The organism is Desulfocastanea catecholica, from assembly GCF_054657295.1.
On the sequence record NZ_BAAHYZ010000010.1, the window covers coordinates 85,460 to 100,254 of the forward strand.

At 50.3% G+C, this 14,795-nt stretch carries 12 protein-coding genes; 2 read left to right on the top strand and 10 right to left on the bottom strand.

Annotated features, from left to right (window positions below; all coding sequences use genetic code 11):
- Window positions 1–9: 9 nt before the first annotated feature.
- Complete coding sequence (locus tag ACYQ8U_RS11000) at window positions 10–333, top strand: Hpt domain-containing protein (protein WP_459945592.1); 324 nt, start codon at window positions 10–12, stop codon at window positions 331–333.
- A gap of 66 nt (window positions 334–399) precedes the next feature.
- Here the strand turns inward: ACYQ8U_RS11000 and ettA are convergent, their stop codons facing one another.
- From ettA to ACYQ8U_RS11030, 6 genes are all read right to left on the bottom strand, one after another.
- Window positions 400–2,085 carry an energy-dependent translational throttle protein EttA gene (gene ettA / locus ACYQ8U_RS11005; RefSeq protein ID WP_459945593.1) on the bottom strand — a complete coding sequence of 562 codons (1,686 nt, stop codon included), beginning with the start codon at window positions 2,083–2,085 and terminating at the stop codon, window positions 400–402.
- A 169-nt stretch (window positions 2,086–2,254) separates the two neighbouring features.
- Window positions 2,255–3,085 carry a 4Fe-4S dicluster domain-containing protein gene (locus ACYQ8U_RS11010; protein ID WP_459945594.1) on the bottom strand — a complete coding sequence of 277 codons (831 nt, stop codon included), beginning with the start codon at window positions 3,083–3,085 and terminating at the stop codon, window positions 2,255–2,257.
- 35 nt (window positions 3,086–3,120) lie between these two features.
- Window positions 3,121–5,364 carry a molybdopterin-containing oxidoreductase family protein gene (locus tag ACYQ8U_RS11015; RefSeq protein ID WP_459945595.1) on the bottom strand — a complete coding sequence of 748 codons (2,244 nt, stop codon included), beginning with the start codon at window positions 5,362–5,364 and terminating at the stop codon, window positions 3,121–3,123.
- A complete protein-coding gene (locus tag ACYQ8U_RS11020; RefSeq protein ID WP_459945596.1) occupies window positions 5,339–5,869 on the bottom strand; it encodes a TorD/DmsD family molecular chaperone in 531 nt (176 codons plus the stop codon). The genes ACYQ8U_RS11015 and ACYQ8U_RS11020 overlap by 26 nt, the downstream gene beginning before the upstream one ends.
- Before the next feature lie 364 nt (window positions 5,870–6,233).
- Entirely contained in the window at window positions 6,234–7,544 is a 1,311-nt protein-coding gene (locus ACYQ8U_RS11025; protein WP_459945597.1) for a M18 family aminopeptidase, read from the bottom strand.
- A 2-nt stretch (window positions 7,545–7,546) separates the two neighbouring features.
- Window positions 7,547–8,569 (bottom strand): hypothetical protein, encoded by a 1,023-nt coding sequence (locus ACYQ8U_RS11030; protein WP_459945598.1) that lies wholly within the window; start codon window positions 8,567–8,569, stop codon window positions 7,547–7,549.
- Between the two features lie 342 nt (window positions 8,570–8,911).
- Between ACYQ8U_RS11030 and ACYQ8U_RS11035 the strand changes: the two genes are divergently transcribed.
- Window positions 8,912–9,841: a manganese-dependent inorganic pyrophosphatase gene (locus ACYQ8U_RS11035; protein ID WP_459945599.1), complete on the top strand. Its 930-nt coding sequence runs from the start codon at window positions 8,912–8,914 to the stop codon at window positions 9,839–9,841.
- A 96-nt stretch (window positions 9,842–9,937) separates the two neighbouring features.
- On the opposite strand, the gene ACYQ8U_RS11040 is transcribed toward ACYQ8U_RS11035, so the two are convergent.
- The 4 genes from ACYQ8U_RS11040 to ACYQ8U_RS11055 form a co-directional block, all read right to left on the bottom strand.
- Window positions 9,938–11,377 carry a UshA-like (seleno)protein gene (locus ACYQ8U_RS11040; RefSeq protein ID WP_459945670.1) on the bottom strand — a complete coding sequence of 480 codons (1,440 nt, stop codon included), beginning with the start codon at window positions 11,375–11,377 and terminating at the stop codon, window positions 9,938–9,940.
- Between the two features lie 235 nt (window positions 11,378–11,612).
- Window positions 11,613–12,362: a TlyA family RNA methyltransferase gene (locus ACYQ8U_RS11045; RefSeq protein WP_459945600.1), complete on the bottom strand. Its 750-nt coding sequence runs from the start codon at window positions 12,360–12,362 to the stop codon at window positions 11,613–11,615.
- An 18-nt stretch (window positions 12,363–12,380) separates the two neighbouring features.
- Window positions 12,381–13,466, bottom strand: a complete 1,086-nt coding sequence (locus tag ACYQ8U_RS11050) for a tetratricopeptide repeat protein (RefSeq protein WP_459945601.1) — start codon at window positions 13,464–13,466, stop codon at window positions 12,381–12,383.
- A 37-nt stretch (window positions 13,467–13,503) separates the two neighbouring features.
- On the bottom strand, window positions 13,504–14,787 hold the full coding sequence (locus tag ACYQ8U_RS11055) for a protein TolB (RefSeq protein WP_459945602.1): 1,284 nt from the start codon (window positions 14,785–14,787) through the stop codon (window positions 13,504–13,506).
- Window positions 14,788–14,795 lie beyond the last annotated feature (8 nt).

Below are 14,795 nucleotides of genomic sequence, written 5' to 3' on the forward strand. Positions count from 1 at the left end.
GATTGCCCTATGAATGCACTGAAATGGGATAAAGACTTTGCCCTGGAGCAGGTTGCTGATGATGCCGAATTATTGAGGGAGCTGCTGGCAATTTTCAAGGATTCCCTACATTTGGATGTGCAGCGTATTCAGCAGGGTTTGGTAGAAAATTCCGCGGCGAAAGTCAGTGCGGCGGCACATGCAATAAAAGGTGCCGCCGCCAGTCTCGGCATAGGCGGCATCCATGAAATTGCTCTGCAGATTGAGCAGGACAGCCGTGCCGGCCGGCTCGATGTTGCCCGTGCAAAAATTGAGGAGTTGCAGTCTTTACTCGTTGAGCTCCAGGCCTTGTGATGTAACAGCTCAGCCACTTTTCAGCAATATCACTGCTGAAAAGTGGCCTCCGGATGCGGCGCGCTGTTACACTCTGGTCAAACTGCGGTATTTTAACCGGTGCGGTTGATCCGCTGCTGCACCGAGGCGGCTTTTGCGATCCTTTTCATAATCCGAATAGTTCCCTTCAAACCAGACAGTCTGTGAATTGCCTTCAAAGGCCAGGATATGGGTGGCAATCCTGTCTAAAAACCATCGGTCATGGCTTATTACCACCGCACAGCCGCCAAAGTTCTCCAGGGCTTCTTCCAGTGCCCGCAGGGTGTTCACGTCCAGATCGTTGGTCGGTTCATCGAGCAGCAGGACATTGCCGCCTTCTTTAAGGGTTCTGGCCAGGTGCACACGATTTCGTTGACCGCCGGAGAGCAGGCCGACCTTTTTCTGCTGGTCGGTGCCCGAAAAATTGAATTTGCCGACATAGGCGCGGCTGTTCACCTCTTTCGTGCCGAGCCAGACGGTGTCCTGCCCGCCGGAAATCGCCTGCCAGATAGTCTGCTCCGGATCGAGTTGATCACGACTTTGGTCGACATAGGCCAGCTTTACCGTATCCCCAACGCGGATGGTGCCGGAGTCCGGGTTCTCCTGGCCGATGATCATTTTGAACAGGGTACTTTTCCCTGCACCGTTTGGACCGATAACCCCGACGATCCCACCGGGCGGCAGGCTGAAATTCATGTTTTCCACGAGCAGGCGATCGTTAAAGCCCTTGCTGACATTTTCCGCTTCAATAACCACCTTGCCTAAACGTGGTCCGGGCGGAATGAAAATCTCCAGCTCTCTTGCCAATTTTTCCGTTTCCGTAGACAGCAGTTGCTCATAGGAGCTGATGCGCGCCTTGGACTTACTGCGCCGTCCCTTCGGACTCATCTTTATCCATTCAAGTTCCCGGCGCAGGGTCCGTTGTCGTTCGCTCTCCTTTTTCTCTTCCATGGCCAGCCGTTTCTCTTTCTGTTCCAGCCAGGATGAATAGTTGCCCTTCCAGGGGATGCCCAGGCCCCGGTCAAGTTCGAGGATCCAGCCGGCGACATTGTCGAGGAAATACCGGTCATGGGTTACGGCGATAACCGTGCCGGCATATGCCTGCAGATGCTGTTCGAGCCAGGCGACGGATTCGGCGTCAAGATGGTTGGTCGGTTCGTCGAGAAGCAAAATTTCCGGTTGCTTGAGGAGGATTCTGCATAAGGCGACCCGGCGTTTTTCACCTCCGGAAAGTATGCCGCATTTAGAGTCCGATGGCGGGCAGCGTAGGGCATCCATGGCCATTTCCAGGCGACTGTCGAGGTCCCAGGCCGAGAGAGCATCGAGTTTATCCTGGACGCCGGCCTGCCTGTCGATGAGGGCCTGCATTGCATCATCGGACATCGGTTCGGCAAATTTCTCATTGATTTCGTTGAATTCGTTGAGCAGATCGACTGTTTCCTGCACCCCTTCTTCGACAATCTGTTTCACGGTTTTTTCCGGATCAAGTTCCGGTTCCTGTGGCAGATAATCAACCCGGTGTCCTGGGGCGAGATGGGTTTCGCCGTTAAAATCCTTATCGATACCGGCAAGGATTCTTAACAGGGTACTCTTGCCTGAGCCGTTCAGCCCAAGGACGCCAATTTTGGCGCCGTAGAAATAAGACAGGGAAATATCTTTTAAGATCGGTTTATTATCATAATATTTGCTTACTTTAATCATCGAATAGATGATCTTCTTATCGTCTGTACTCATTGAGAAATCCTTTTGTCGAGATTGGCCGAATAAAAAAGCAGGAAACTTCTGCCGGGATGGGCGGATGTCGTGCAGGAAAAACAGTGTGTGTCGATGATAATACAAAAAAAAGCGCGATAATCAAACAGGAGATTATCGCGCTCAGCAGGATCTGATCTAAAAAAAGAGATCAGCTTGATGGCTCTGCTTTATTTTTATCTCCTTGTTCGAGGAGTTCTTTGGCCATAAGGCCGCCGACCACGCCAAGAAGGCCGAGGTTTCTCATCTTTTTCATGGCCGGTTTGACCATCGAAGCAAGCATGGCCCTTCTTCTGACTTGCTCGACATCGGCGAGTTCCGGGGTATGACTGTTAAAGAGCAAGGTCATATCCTTTTTCTTGCCATAGTACCTGCTGTTCGGACCAAGTTTTCCGCCCTTGGGTTCGATGCCCCTGGCGCCGTTCTTGACGTATTTGGCGACCTCCGAGTTCGGGTCATCCAGGTCGCCGAATATTCTCGCCCCGGTAATACAGGTCTGCACACAGGCTGGATCGAAACCAGCTTCAACCCGTGGTTTGCAGTAGGTACATTTATCCGCTTTGCCGTCTTCCGAGGTGTCATCGACCAGAGCAGGGTTGATGTACCTGGCGTTGTAGGGGCAGGCATCGGCACAGGCACCGCAACCGATACAGCGGTTCTTGTCGATCTGTACCGTCCCGTCAAACGGATCTTTCCAGGTGGCGGCAACCTCCATCGTGGTGGTTTTACCGGTTTTAAAATTGGTGAAGGTCATGTCCACCGGATCCGCCGGGCACTCGGGGACACAGACCGGTTCGCTGCAGTGGTTGCACAGCCCGGGGTAATAGGTTGACGCCATTTCATCGCCGACGAGGCTGGGACCCATGCGAAATACCCAGTTGCGATAAAATTCTACCGGGACCTCCCATTCTGCTTTGCAGGCGATGGTGCAGGCGTGGCAGCCGACACATCGTTCAAGGTCGATAATCATTCCGTATTGCATTGTATTCTCCTGAAATAATACCTTTAAAGCCGAATTTAGACGGTGGCCGGAATATCAATTATTTTGCCATCTCTGGTCAACTTGACAAAGTTGTTGCGCATTCCATGGGCGCCGGTCTCAGGGTCGACGGTAATTTTGGTTATAAGACTCGTATCATCAACACCGGCATCAACCCCGACACTCATGAGCGGATTGGAGGAACCGTAGCCATGGGCCATATAGACGGCATCATGGCGAATGCCCGGAGTGGTCTTGACCACCGTGGTGGTACGGGATTTTATGCCGTCCTGATTGATAAAACCGACCACGTCACCGTCCTTCAAGCCCATTTTTGCCGCAGCCTGATCGTTGAGCCACACGGGATTGTCGGGCATAGCCTTGTTCAGCCAGATATTATTCTGGGTTCTGTTGAAGGTGTGGACTGGCACCCGGCCATAGAGCAGTCTCGCGTAGCCGACGGGGGCCTGTTCTACCGGGATATAGGTTGGCACGCCGGGAAAGCCTGCATCGGCAATATCCTCATTGAAAAACAAAATTTCAAAATCTTCCGGCATCTGATAGGGGTTTTTCCCGTCTCGGAGGTGGATGCCACCTTCCTGCTTTAATTGCGCCAGGGTCAGATTGGCGACACTAAGGTCTTTTTCCACCAGTTCCTCAACACTCTGGACGGGAATATCTTTCTCATAACCCATCCGCCGGGCAATCTCATTGGTGATATAAACCTGGTCTTTGCGCTCAAACATCGGGGCTACCAGGGGCATTCTGGCGGTGATGTATTGCTGGTGTCTGTCGGCAAAATCCCACTGTGTTCCGGTCTTGACCAGGTCGTGGCGTTCCAGGTAGCTCACTTCCGGCAGGAGTATGTCAGCCCACATGGTTGCGTCGGTCGGCATGACGTCAACACACATGACAAAATCCATCTGCTGCAAGACCTCTTTCATTTTTTCCTGGCCGGGAATGGTCTGGATAGGGTTTTGGCCCCAGATAACGCAGCCCTTGATGGGGTACGGTTTTCCGGTTAAGGCCGCATCTCTGATCAGTTCCGTGGGGGTGCCGGGAGGAGAGTAGGGATGGATACTATCCTCATCGGCATTGAGATTGAGATTATGCTGGCCATCATGGTCCTTTTTGGCCCAGCTGGTTTTCCCGACCTTCGGTCCTTTGCCGGGGACCCAGCCGCCTTTGACAAAATAGGCGCCAAGGAGTCCGGTGAGGCAGGCCAGGGAACGCTGCCGCTGGAAATCGTTGCCGTACCAGGACACATGACGACCAGGGTGGATGGAAACATTCGGCGCATTGGCTGCGAGCATTTCCGCGACTTCCTTGATTTGAGCAGCAGGGATGTCGCACTCCTTGGCGGCTTTTTCCAGGCTCCACTCCTTAATACCCGCTTTGAACTCATCGAAACCTTGGCCGTATTCCTCGATAAATTCGGCATCATATTTATTCTTGCTGACAAGATAGTTCATGATGGCGAGCAGAAAAGCGGTATCGGTGCCCGGCTTGATTTTTACCCAGATATCGGATTTGGCCGCAGAGGCGGAGTAGCGTGGGTCGACGACGATCAGCTTGGCGCCGTTCTGCAGACCCTGTATATACTGTTTAATATGGCTGACATGAATGTTCTCGCCGAAATGGCCGCCAAGCAGGAAGATAACCTTGGCATTCGGCATATCGACAAATTCCCCCGGGGGCATGCCCATGGTGGCCATGTAGGCCATGTCACGAATGCCCCGGCACTGGAAAAATGAGGCCTCGCTGACATTATGCGTACCGAGTGTGCGCTCCATGAAATGCATGGGATATTTAGCCGTTGAACCATGGGGGAACATGCACAGACCCTGCGGGCCATATTTGTCCTGCACGGCTTTCAGTTTGCTGCCGCACTCATCGAGGGCCTCTTCCCAGCTGATTCTTTTCCATTTGGGCTTGCCGCGTTCGCCAACGTTTTTAAGCGGGTATTTCAGACGGTCCGGATCGTAGAGAAGTTGAATGCCGGCGTTACCACGGGCACATATTGCGCTGCCATTGTCGATCGATTTGGGATTCCCTTCCAGTTTGACCAGTCGGTCACCACGTGTTTTTCCGACGAGCTGACATCGCCAAAAACACATCTCACAGACCCCGCCGACCACAGTCTCATCCTGCAGTGATCCTTTGGCCTCCAGGGGGGAACGTGTGACACCGCTCTCTGATGCAATGGCACTGGAGAGTGGGAGTGCGACCGCTGCCAATGAGGCAGACTGCAAAAATTTACGCCTCGTGATGTTGAACGCCATATTCCATGTCCTCCTTTGTAAAAAAGTCAATAAAGCTTACGATAGTCCGATAAAAAGGATGCTGCGCCTCCTCTTTAACTTTTGATGCAAAAATTGAAAACCACGGCAGAAAAAAACGAGCGAGAAATTCCTCTTCACTTGCCTGGTTATTATCTTCCGCGAGAAAAGACAGAAACTCAAGCTGATGTATCAAGCTGTCGGGAAGGTCGGCATTTTCGGTAAGGGTGTAGCCGAGAGAGCGGTAATAGGTCAAGATCTGATCGGAATATTTGCCTCGCAGTGTTTTTTCCAGATAGACCGAGGCATATGGCGGGGCGGTAACATGGGGCACCCCGTTTATGAAGAGTCGGGTGTATTCAACCTGAAGATCCTCGAGCATATCTTTACTCCGGCTGAATTCGACCTGCAGAATGGTTTTTTCTTCCCTGCCGCCAAGTGCGTCAAGGAGGCTATAGAGGCAGGTCAGATAATTGTCGGTAAACCAATGACTATCGGGATATTGCATACTTTGGGCACAAAACCGATACAGCGTGGCAATGTGAGCGGTCGGGGAGCTCTTCTGCATGGGGTATTGAGTATAAATTGAGTGAGAGTTAGCGAGAAAATATAAAAATCTGTGAATGATTAGAGGTGGTAGCCGGATATACTACAATGTAATCCGCCGGACACTGTACCTTCCAGAAATGATTTTGTAAATACCTCAAAGGTGCTTTTTAGTAGAGGGTTGCCTTTGGGTAGATAAGTAGAGAGGCGCAAAGAGCGTCGGCGAAGGTGCGGTACGATATGACCGGAAAGGTGTATGTTAGAACACAGGCCGTCAGGTGACGCGGCGGTTGTCGCTGGGGCTCCTGCATCAACCTCGGTCCTGTTTATTGCGGCAGTTGTCTGTGCCGGTCACTGCTCAAAAAATGTCCAATCGACCGGGAAAGAAGAAAAGGATCACTGCTGCCGGTGAGTTCACGAATAGAATGCATTGCCAGACTCGGCGCGCCGACATCGATGGTTTTCACCCCGAGGCGAGCCGCAGTAATGGGACCTATTGTGCTGCCGCAGGGCATGTCGCTGCGCATGACAAATTCCTGGCAAGAAATGCCGGCCTCTCTGCACAGCAGTTTATAGATGGCTGCACTGAGACTGTTTGTCGCGTAGCGTTGATTGGCATTCAGTTTGATGACTGGACCTTTATTGAGGTGGATTTCATGGGTGGCATCAATCTTGTCCATAAAATTGGGATGGGCGGCATGGGCATTATCCATGGAAATGAGCAAAGAATTGCTCAGTGCGATACTTCTCGCCTCGGGGTTGGGGAGGATGCGTTCGATGACCGAATCAATAAAAGAACCGTGGGCACCTGTGGCTGAAGTGGATCCGTTTTCCTCGTGGTTGGCGCAGAAAAGTAAGCAGTTTCTTGCCCGGTCCGCTTGAGCAAGTGCAGTCATTCCGGCATGACAGCTGAGTAGGTTATCAAGCCGGGCCGAGCTGATGAACTCGTTATTCATGCCAAGATAGGTCGGTCCATGGAAATCGTAGCAAAAGAGATCGAATGCCAGAATTTCCTCAATCATCGCCTTGGGGTGCTCGAGCAGAATTTGCTTGAGAAGAAGTGATTTGAATTCGGGTAATTGGTTATCGATAGCCTGGGCGATAATCGGAGGAAGGTGTTTCTGCCGGTCGATGGTATTGTTCGTATTCGCCTCCCGGTTGAAATGGATGGCGATGCTGGGAATGGTGAGCAGGGGCCGGTGAAAATCAACCAGTCGTACCGCCAGAGTGCCGTCAGCCATTGCACCAGCTACCCGTCCCGCCAGGGAAAGATCGCGGTCAAACCACGTACCGAGCAGACCGCCGCCATATATCTCAACGCCAAGTTGCTGATACGTCGCTGTCTTTATATCGGGGCGGGGCTTGATCTGCAGGCAAGGACTGTCGGTGTGGGCAGCGAGCATCCTGAAACCATGTTCAGGCTCCTCCTTGCTGCCTAAGGTAAAGGCAATCGTCGCGCTTTTTTCCCTGGTAACAAAATAGGAAAAGCCTTTTTCAAGGTGCCATGGCACATTTTCCTGCAGCGCTATAAATCCATGGCCGCGCAGGAAGTCCTCCATAGCTGCAACTGCATGATAAGGGGTGGGCGAAGAGGAGAGAAAAGAGAACAGATCCGTATTATAATTCGATTGGTTCATAATTAATTATATTTCTCCTGAAGATCATATAGTACATCAAGGTACTGGTCCTTCTGCTGCAGCCGGTTCCCACCATTTTCTATCTCTTCGATGAGGGAAAGTATTGCCGGATTGAGATCAATGCCATGACCGCCGTTTCCCTGCTTGTTGGCACGGTCAATGGTGATGATGGCATAGTAGCTCACCAGCATTCTCAAGGCGGAGTCACGGCGAAAAAGATAGAGCCGCCCGCCCATGGTGTTGAGAAAAAATGCAGCGTAATCGGTGAGAGCTTGAGGAGGAATGGACAGGGCGTATTCTTGCTTAAGGTACGTCGGTTGATAGGTAAGTCCATAGAACGCCTTGACGACCTGTTCAAAAGAATTTTTTTCTTTGTCCAGTATCGATTTAATAACATGCATGTTCTCCTTGCCGAGAATGCGAAAGAAATGCGCGGTATTTTGCAGAAGGGTGAACATGTCGTCGGTTTCCCGGTGAATTACCGGAGGATTATCGACAAGTTTTTGTACAAGTTTTGAAAAATAGACGCCGCTTGCCTCCTGCAGAGCAAAGCTTTTCATGTACGGCTGCTGATCGAGGTGCGCATAAAATGCATTCACTTCGGCAACGAGACGCTGGTGATCGCCACCTGCGGACAGCTGTTGCTCGATCCGGTCAGATACATCCGTTACCGCAGGAAGACCGGCAAGATCTGCCGGAGTTTCCTCTGTTGCTCCAGGGAGTTCGCCATCTAAATACGGTGTTCCTGCTTCAGGTCGCAGCGTTTTTTGATCAGCCTGTCCAGACCCGGTCTCCCCATGCGAAGTTCCTGCAGTCGTTTTTTCGGCAAATGGTGCCTCGCCATCCACGGCTGTACTTCCCACCGGGGCGACGGAGGATGTAGGGGAGGTGGAGGAATCCTTGTACACGTAAAGATAAAAGCTGACGAAAAATAATACCACGATCGCAATGGCAATATAGGTAAAAGTGCTCGCGCCTCTTTTTACTCGGGACCGAGGAAGCTCCCTGTCGTTTTGTCCATCCATCGGTTATTCACATTATGAAAAGGTAGGGAAAATGATCCGCATCCAGGATGCAGCATTAACGGAAAAGATACCGCATACCACCAGCAAAGTCACGCAGGAAGAGGGAGTTTTAAGAGGAATCAGGGGAACAGAATCAGGGTATACACTGCTCTGGAAAGGGGTGGAGCCGACTATTGACCAGTCAATCTATGCAAGTTGTTTTTAATCCTTGACTGATACCGTTGAAAACACTATTTTGGGGAGTCTCATTTATACATGCAAAGTCATTTAAGTAAATAATATAATACAGTAAGAAGAAAAGATTTCGATTACTACTATTAATTTAAAATTGGAGGAACGTTAATGGCTATTTCTGTTGTTGGACATGCAAATCCTGATACTGATTCAGTAACATCTGCAATTGCCTATGCAGCTCTGCTCAACGCTCAAGGTATGGAAGCAAAGGCATGTATGCAAATTGCCGCTGCAGATCTCAATCCAGAGTCGACTACTGTGTTGAAACGCTTTGGTCTTGCTGCTCCCGAACTGCTCACTGATGCCGCCGGCAAACAAATCGCGCTCGTCGACTTTAGCGATCTCGCCCAGGGCCCTGCCAACCTGGCTTCTGCCGAATTGGTTGCAGTTGTCGATCACCACAAAATAGGTGATGTAACCACCAACACCCCGATCCTGTTCAGAGCAGAGCCTGTTGGATGTACCGGAACTGTCTTGAATAAGATGTTCAAGGATGCCGGAGTTGCCATACCTAAAGACATCGCCGGTGGAATGCTCGCCGCAATTTTGAGTGATACCGTTAATTTCAAATCCCCCACCTGTACCGAAGATGACAAGCTTGCTGTCAATGATCTGAAAGTTATTGCCGGGGTGACCGATACGGAAGAGCTTTTCATGGAAATGTTGAAAGCCAAGTCCGCGGTTGACGGGGTTCCCGCAAAAGACCTGCTGTTCCGCGATTATAAAGATTTTGACATGAAGGGCAATAAAGTTGGGGTTGGCCAACTTGAGCTTGCGACCCTTGATCAGGTTGCCAATGTTCGCGAAGAACTCGTCAAGGCAATGGAAGTCGTCAAAGCCGACGGTCGTCACTCCGTTCTGCTCATGCTCACCGATGTGGTAAAAGAAGGAACCGACCTGGTTGTTCTCTCCGACGATCCCGCTCTCATTGAAAAGGCCTTTGATACCAAGCTTACCGGCAATTCCATGTGGATTCCCGGCATGATGAGCCGTAAAAAGCAGACCGTTCCTAATCTGCAAAAAGTTTTTGGCTGTTAACAACAACTGATTGAAAGGGCGGTTTTCTCTCCGCCGTGGAAAATCCGCAGGGCAGTTACAGATTTTGTAACTGCCCTCTTTTTTTGCCCTCTTGGTTCAACTGGCTGGACAGGCAATTGCCGCGAGTTTTGCGGGGTAGTTGAAACCGCTGTCTCGCTCTGCAGTGTGGCATTGCAGACAGGTCTCTTCAGGAGGTAATCGTAGCGGAGCTGTTGTTTCCGGGGAAAGAAGATGATTGTTCCCGGGACCGTGGCACACCTCGCAACCAATCGTTTGACGATCACTATCGAGCGAAAGGAGAAACAGCAGTTCTGCGTCGACAGAGGACGCCACGACTCTCCCAGCCGTGACATGACAAGGGAGACATTGCAGATTAAAAGTCTGGCCCTGCTCGGCAAGGGTAGAAAAAGCGCCGGCATGCCTGGTCGTTTGCCAAAAATCAGTTTGTTTGTCGTGGCAATGCCGACAGGCGCTGCCACCGGCTATCTCATTTTTCTGCAGCGCGTAGAGAAGAGCGGGATCGTCTGCTTGAATGCCGGCATGGCGATATCTGTTCAAGGCAGTAATGCTCTTTTTGATGTCCTGGACAATGGCCTGGGTGCTCGCATTGGAAGATGTCGGCTTGACCGCCAGAGTAGAATATTTGAAGCTTTTCGCCGCTGCTATTGCACTGTCACTGTTTTCTGCCTTGTCCTGGGCGATTTGATCGGAAAGTCGTTGCCGGTACGATTGCAGCCGGGCAATTTTCTGGGTGAAATCCCTGTTTGTTTCACGCTGTTCTTTCTCGAGCTGGCCCAGTTGCCGGTCGATGGCGGTAAGTCTGGTTTGTCTTTCTCCCGGTGAAGGGGAGGGAACAGTGTACCAGTTCCCGGGACCATGCCTGGTGATATCCAGCTTGCCTATATATTTTCCTCGACTGCCGCTTTGCACAAGAAGGCTGTTGTGAAACACCTGCGGTTGAATATTTGCCCCTTTGTTATCTGCTGAAACAATGATGTCTATCTGTTGGTAATTTTGCTGTATTTCGTGGTTTTCAGCCGGCGTCAGGGTGGAGAGAACCAGTAATATGTCACAGCGTTTTTCAAGTGAGGTGATCTCTGTCTTGAGGGCGGTGCGCCAGTCATTGATAATAAAACCGTCAACATTATTTCCCGTTCCTCCCGTCAGGCCAATGATACCGATAGTCAGTCCACCAATTTGTTTAATGCTGTGTGCGGGAAAAACCGCCGTGGCGTTTTGGTCACTAATATTGGCGGCCACCCAGGGAAAAGATTGGTCAGTTGAATGTCGAAAAAAATCAGCTCCGGCGGAGAGGTCATTTACGCTGATGGCCACGGCATCATAGGCCATCGCCTGATACGCCCTGACGAGACCGTGAGCGATGATCAAAGAATTGGCATTGTTATCTTTTCCTGCAGCTATACCCTTGAGCGCTGTCTGGAAAAGAAGATTGCCGGCATCGACCACAAGCAGCGGCTGCCCTATTTCCGCCCTCAATTTTTCTAATAAACGCGCCTTGCCGGACAGTCCGCCCAGCTGATTTGAGCTTCAACCGCACGGTTCGTATTCCCCCCAAACATTGCCTGAGTAGAGAAGCGTAAAGGAGGCTGCTGTGCTCTGCCCGGCTGTTTGAGTGAAACCGACAGAAGCAAAAAAAAGAACGATAAAGAAAGTAAAACAGAGGGTTCTTGTGGCATTCATGGTGGCTTTCTTTGACCGGATTTATCCGCGATGCATAGAGCCGGCGACGGTATGCGGCGATTTATCTTCGTTATCTTCGTGAAGAGGCTGTTAAGGAGGTAATGTGGATGAGAAACTCGCGATTCCCTTTTGGGCCGAGTATCGGTGAGGCAACGGTCCCTCTGCTCATTAAACCGGCTAGCTCGACAAAGACCTTGATTTTGTCAATGGCCTTTTGGTGCAGGGACGACTCGCTCACTACGCCCCCCGGGCCGATATCCTCCCGAGGAAGCTCAAATTGCGGTTTTATGAGGGCGAGAATCGACACTTCTTCGGCAAAAAGTTTTGAAATCGGCGGCAATAGAGTGGTCAGGGAAATAAAGGAGACATCCATAACCGCTAGATCGATCGGTTCATTATTGACATCTTTTGCCGTGATATTTCTGGCGTTGAAACGTTCCAGTACCGTAACCCTTGGATCCTGCCTGATTTTCCAGGCAAGTTGTCCATAGGCTACATCCACCGCATGCACTTTCCGCGCATTGTTCTGCAGGAGGCAGTCGGTGAAACCACCGGAAGATGCACCAATATCCAGACAGATCCGACCTACCGGAGAGACGCGAAAATAGGCCAGAGCTTTTTCAAGCTTCAGGCCGCCCCTTGATACATAGGGGCATTTTTCCTTGACGCGGATGGGTGAATCAGTTGAACATAATCGCCCGGGTTTATCTGAAATCTGTTCCCCGAGGTAGACTTCTCCGGCGTAGATCATTGCCCTTGCCGTGTCTATGGTCGGGGCGATTTTTCTATCTAGTAAGATTTTGTCCAGGCGATCCTTCAAAACACTGTGTTCCGTTTACTAGATCTTACTGATTCTATCCTGAGCTGTTGCCGCCTCTGGAGATGAACCGTGCTTTTTCAGTAATTTTTTGTAGATAACCTTGGCCGTATCCTTATCGGACAGTTTTTCAAAGGCCATTCCCTGCTTCAGCATTGCAGCGGGAGATTTGGCGTGGTCGGCATGCTGGGAAATAATATTCTGATACTGCATGATGGCCTTATCGTATTCCTTCTGCTCAAAGAGGCACTCGCCAATCATAAATCGAGCGTCCACGCTTTTGCTCTCGGATGTATTACCGGCTACCTGTTCGAATAACTGTTGCGCCTCCTTATACTTCTCGCTTTGATAAAGCCGCTGTGCTTTGTCAAAATTGTCCGGCGACGGCCCGGAAGCGATCGGATCTGCAACGGGCACGGGAGAAGCTGGTTTTACCTGTGCAGCAGGCTGGACCTTTTGCTCAGCTTTTGGGGCTGTCGGCGGGTATGGTGCGGCAGCCGCAGCCTGCACTGCCGGGGTCAATTTGACCTTTTTCTGCTCCAAACGGATGTGACTGGGCGACGCTGTTGACTGCACATCAGTGTTGGCCGATTTTGAGCGGGTCTTTGCGAGTTCTGCGGCAATTGATGCCTCTTTGGCCCGGCGCTCTGCCTCCTTGATACGCGCTTGCTGAATAGCCTTGACACTTTCTTCCTGCATGCGCAATTTTTCGTTCAGAGCCTCTGTCAGTCTGAGCTCTTTTTCGCGTTGAGCCTCTTCGAATTGCTTTAACGCTTCCTCACGTTTGCTTGCTTCAGTCTGGACAACGTTGGTAATGGTCGCCTCAAGTTCTTTATTTTGCTCCTTGAGCTGTTGATTGAGGTGGTTAGTTTCCTCAAGCTGATTTTTCAGTTGAAGAATATCCTGTTCGACCTGGTCGACTTGACCGCTGGCCACAGCTTGACGTTTTTGCAGTTGGCCGACAGTGGTCGAGCGCATATCCTCAATTTTTTTATTAACGACAAGGAGTTGATATCGCAATTGATTAACATCAGCCTGCGTAGCACATTGCACAAGAAAAGGCGTTGCTGCCGCAAGAAGAAGAAAATTTAATACTGTTTTTTTCATGATAGAGTTATTTTGCTAAAATTATTCTCTGAATACCTTACCTTGACCATTGGGGATAATTCTGGCTGCCGGGAAGAGTGAAAAGCTTTCGTTGAAAGGAACCGTTTTTCATTATACCGTATATCTGGTTATTTTTGCCATCACGTTTTGCAAATATGATCTGGTTGCCGTCTGGTGACCAGGAGGGTGTTTCGTGATGACTAAAGTCATCGGTCACCTGCACCGGGGCGATGTTTTTGTATGGATTGAGGGTAAATAACTGATATACGCCATCCCGGAGGCTGGAATAGACAATGAGGTCCTCAGTCGGCGACCAGCAGGGTTCGGCATTCTCCGATCCTTCAAAGGTCAGTCTCTTAACTTTTCTTGTGCGCATCTCCATCAGGTAAAGTTGCGGCTTTCCGCTTCGATCAGAAACAAAAACCAGATGGCTGCCGTCGGGAGACCAGGCAGGAGAGACATTGATTCCTGCCCGATCAGTGAGTTGTTCGATTATTTCACCTTTGGCGTTTAACAGATAAAGGTCTGGATTACCGTTTGTGGAAAGGGTGAGCACCATCGATCGGCCATCGGCTGCCCAGGCTGGCGCAAGATTCAAACCCTTTCTTCTTGACAGTACCCGGGTGATTTTATTTTGCCGCAAATCGGTAATATACAAATTCTGATTACCGCTGTGATAGGAGGTGTAGGTCAGAAGATTTCCTCCCGGCACAAACCTTGGGCTGACGGTGAGATGTTGATGTCGAGTTATTTGTCTGTAGCTTTTCCCCAGGATGTCTGTCAGATAGACCTCTTTGGTATTTTTTTGTCCGTTGACAAAGGCGATCCGCGACATGGCAATTCCAGGTTTTCCTGTCAGGGTTTCGATAACGCTGTCGCAGAATTTAAAGAGCATTTGGTCTTTCTGAGTCATTGAACCTGAGTAGCTTTTGCCCATAATAATTTCGTTACCGGCGACATCCATCAGTTTCATTTCAAGCTTGATGGCGTCGGAGGTCATGGCATATTGCCCTAACACGGCAAAATCAAAGCCCAGCTTTTTCCACTCCCCAGGTTCATTGCCACCATAGCCGGAGCTTTCGATAATGGCAATAATTCCATGAAATTTTAATGCATTACTGAGAGTGTTCGCCAGTTCTTTGCCAGAAGTAGTTTGTTGACCGGAGAAATTACTGTTCTGAAATGACGGCACCGCAATGTTGATTTTTCTGGTCTCTGAAGCGGTAATATCCAGGTAGACGCGTTCTGCTCCAATTGCCTTCTGTGCAAAAATAAACAGCAGGATAAAAAAGAATACATTCCTGAAAGTAGTTGTTCTCATGGGTGATA

Excerpts from the sequence above, each read along its gene's own strand:
- ACYQ8U_RS11030 (WP_459945598.1), bottom strand. The coding sequence starts at position 8,569 with ATGGATGGACAAAACGACAGGGAGCTTCCTCGGTCCCGAGTAAAAAGA.
- ACYQ8U_RS11020 (WP_459945596.1), bottom strand. The coding sequence starts at position 5,869 with ATGCAATATCCCGATAGTCATTGGTTTACCGACAATTATCTGACCTGC.
- ACYQ8U_RS11000 (WP_459945592.1), top strand. The coding sequence starts at position 10 with ATGAATGCACTGAAATGGGATAAAGACTTTGCCCTGGAGCAGGTTGCT.
- ACYQ8U_RS11025 (WP_459945597.1), bottom strand. The coding sequence starts at position 7,544 with ATGAACCAATCGAATTATAATACGGATCTGTTCTCTTTTCTCTCCTCT.
- ACYQ8U_RS11010 (WP_459945594.1), bottom strand. The coding sequence starts at position 3,085 with ATGCAATACGGAATGATTATCGACCTTGAACGATGTGTCGGCTGCCAC.
- ettA (WP_459945593.1), bottom strand. The coding sequence starts at position 2,085 with ATGAGTACAGACGATAAGAAGATCATCTATTCGATGATTAAAGTAAGC.
- ACYQ8U_RS11035 (WP_459945599.1), top strand. The coding sequence starts at position 8,912 with ATGGCTATTTCTGTTGTTGGACATGCAAATCCTGATACTGATTCAGTA.
- ACYQ8U_RS11015 (WP_459945595.1), bottom strand. The coding sequence starts at position 5,364 with ATGGCGTTCAACATCACGAGGCGTAAATTTTTGCAGTCTGCCTCATTG.
- ACYQ8U_RS11050 (WP_459945601.1), bottom strand. The coding sequence starts at position 13,466 with ATGAAAAAAACAGTATTAAATTTTCTTCTTCTTGCGGCAGCAACGCCT.
- ACYQ8U_RS11055 (WP_459945602.1), bottom strand. The coding sequence starts at position 14,787 with ATGAGAACAACTACTTTCAGGAATGTATTCTTTTTTATCCTGCTGTTT.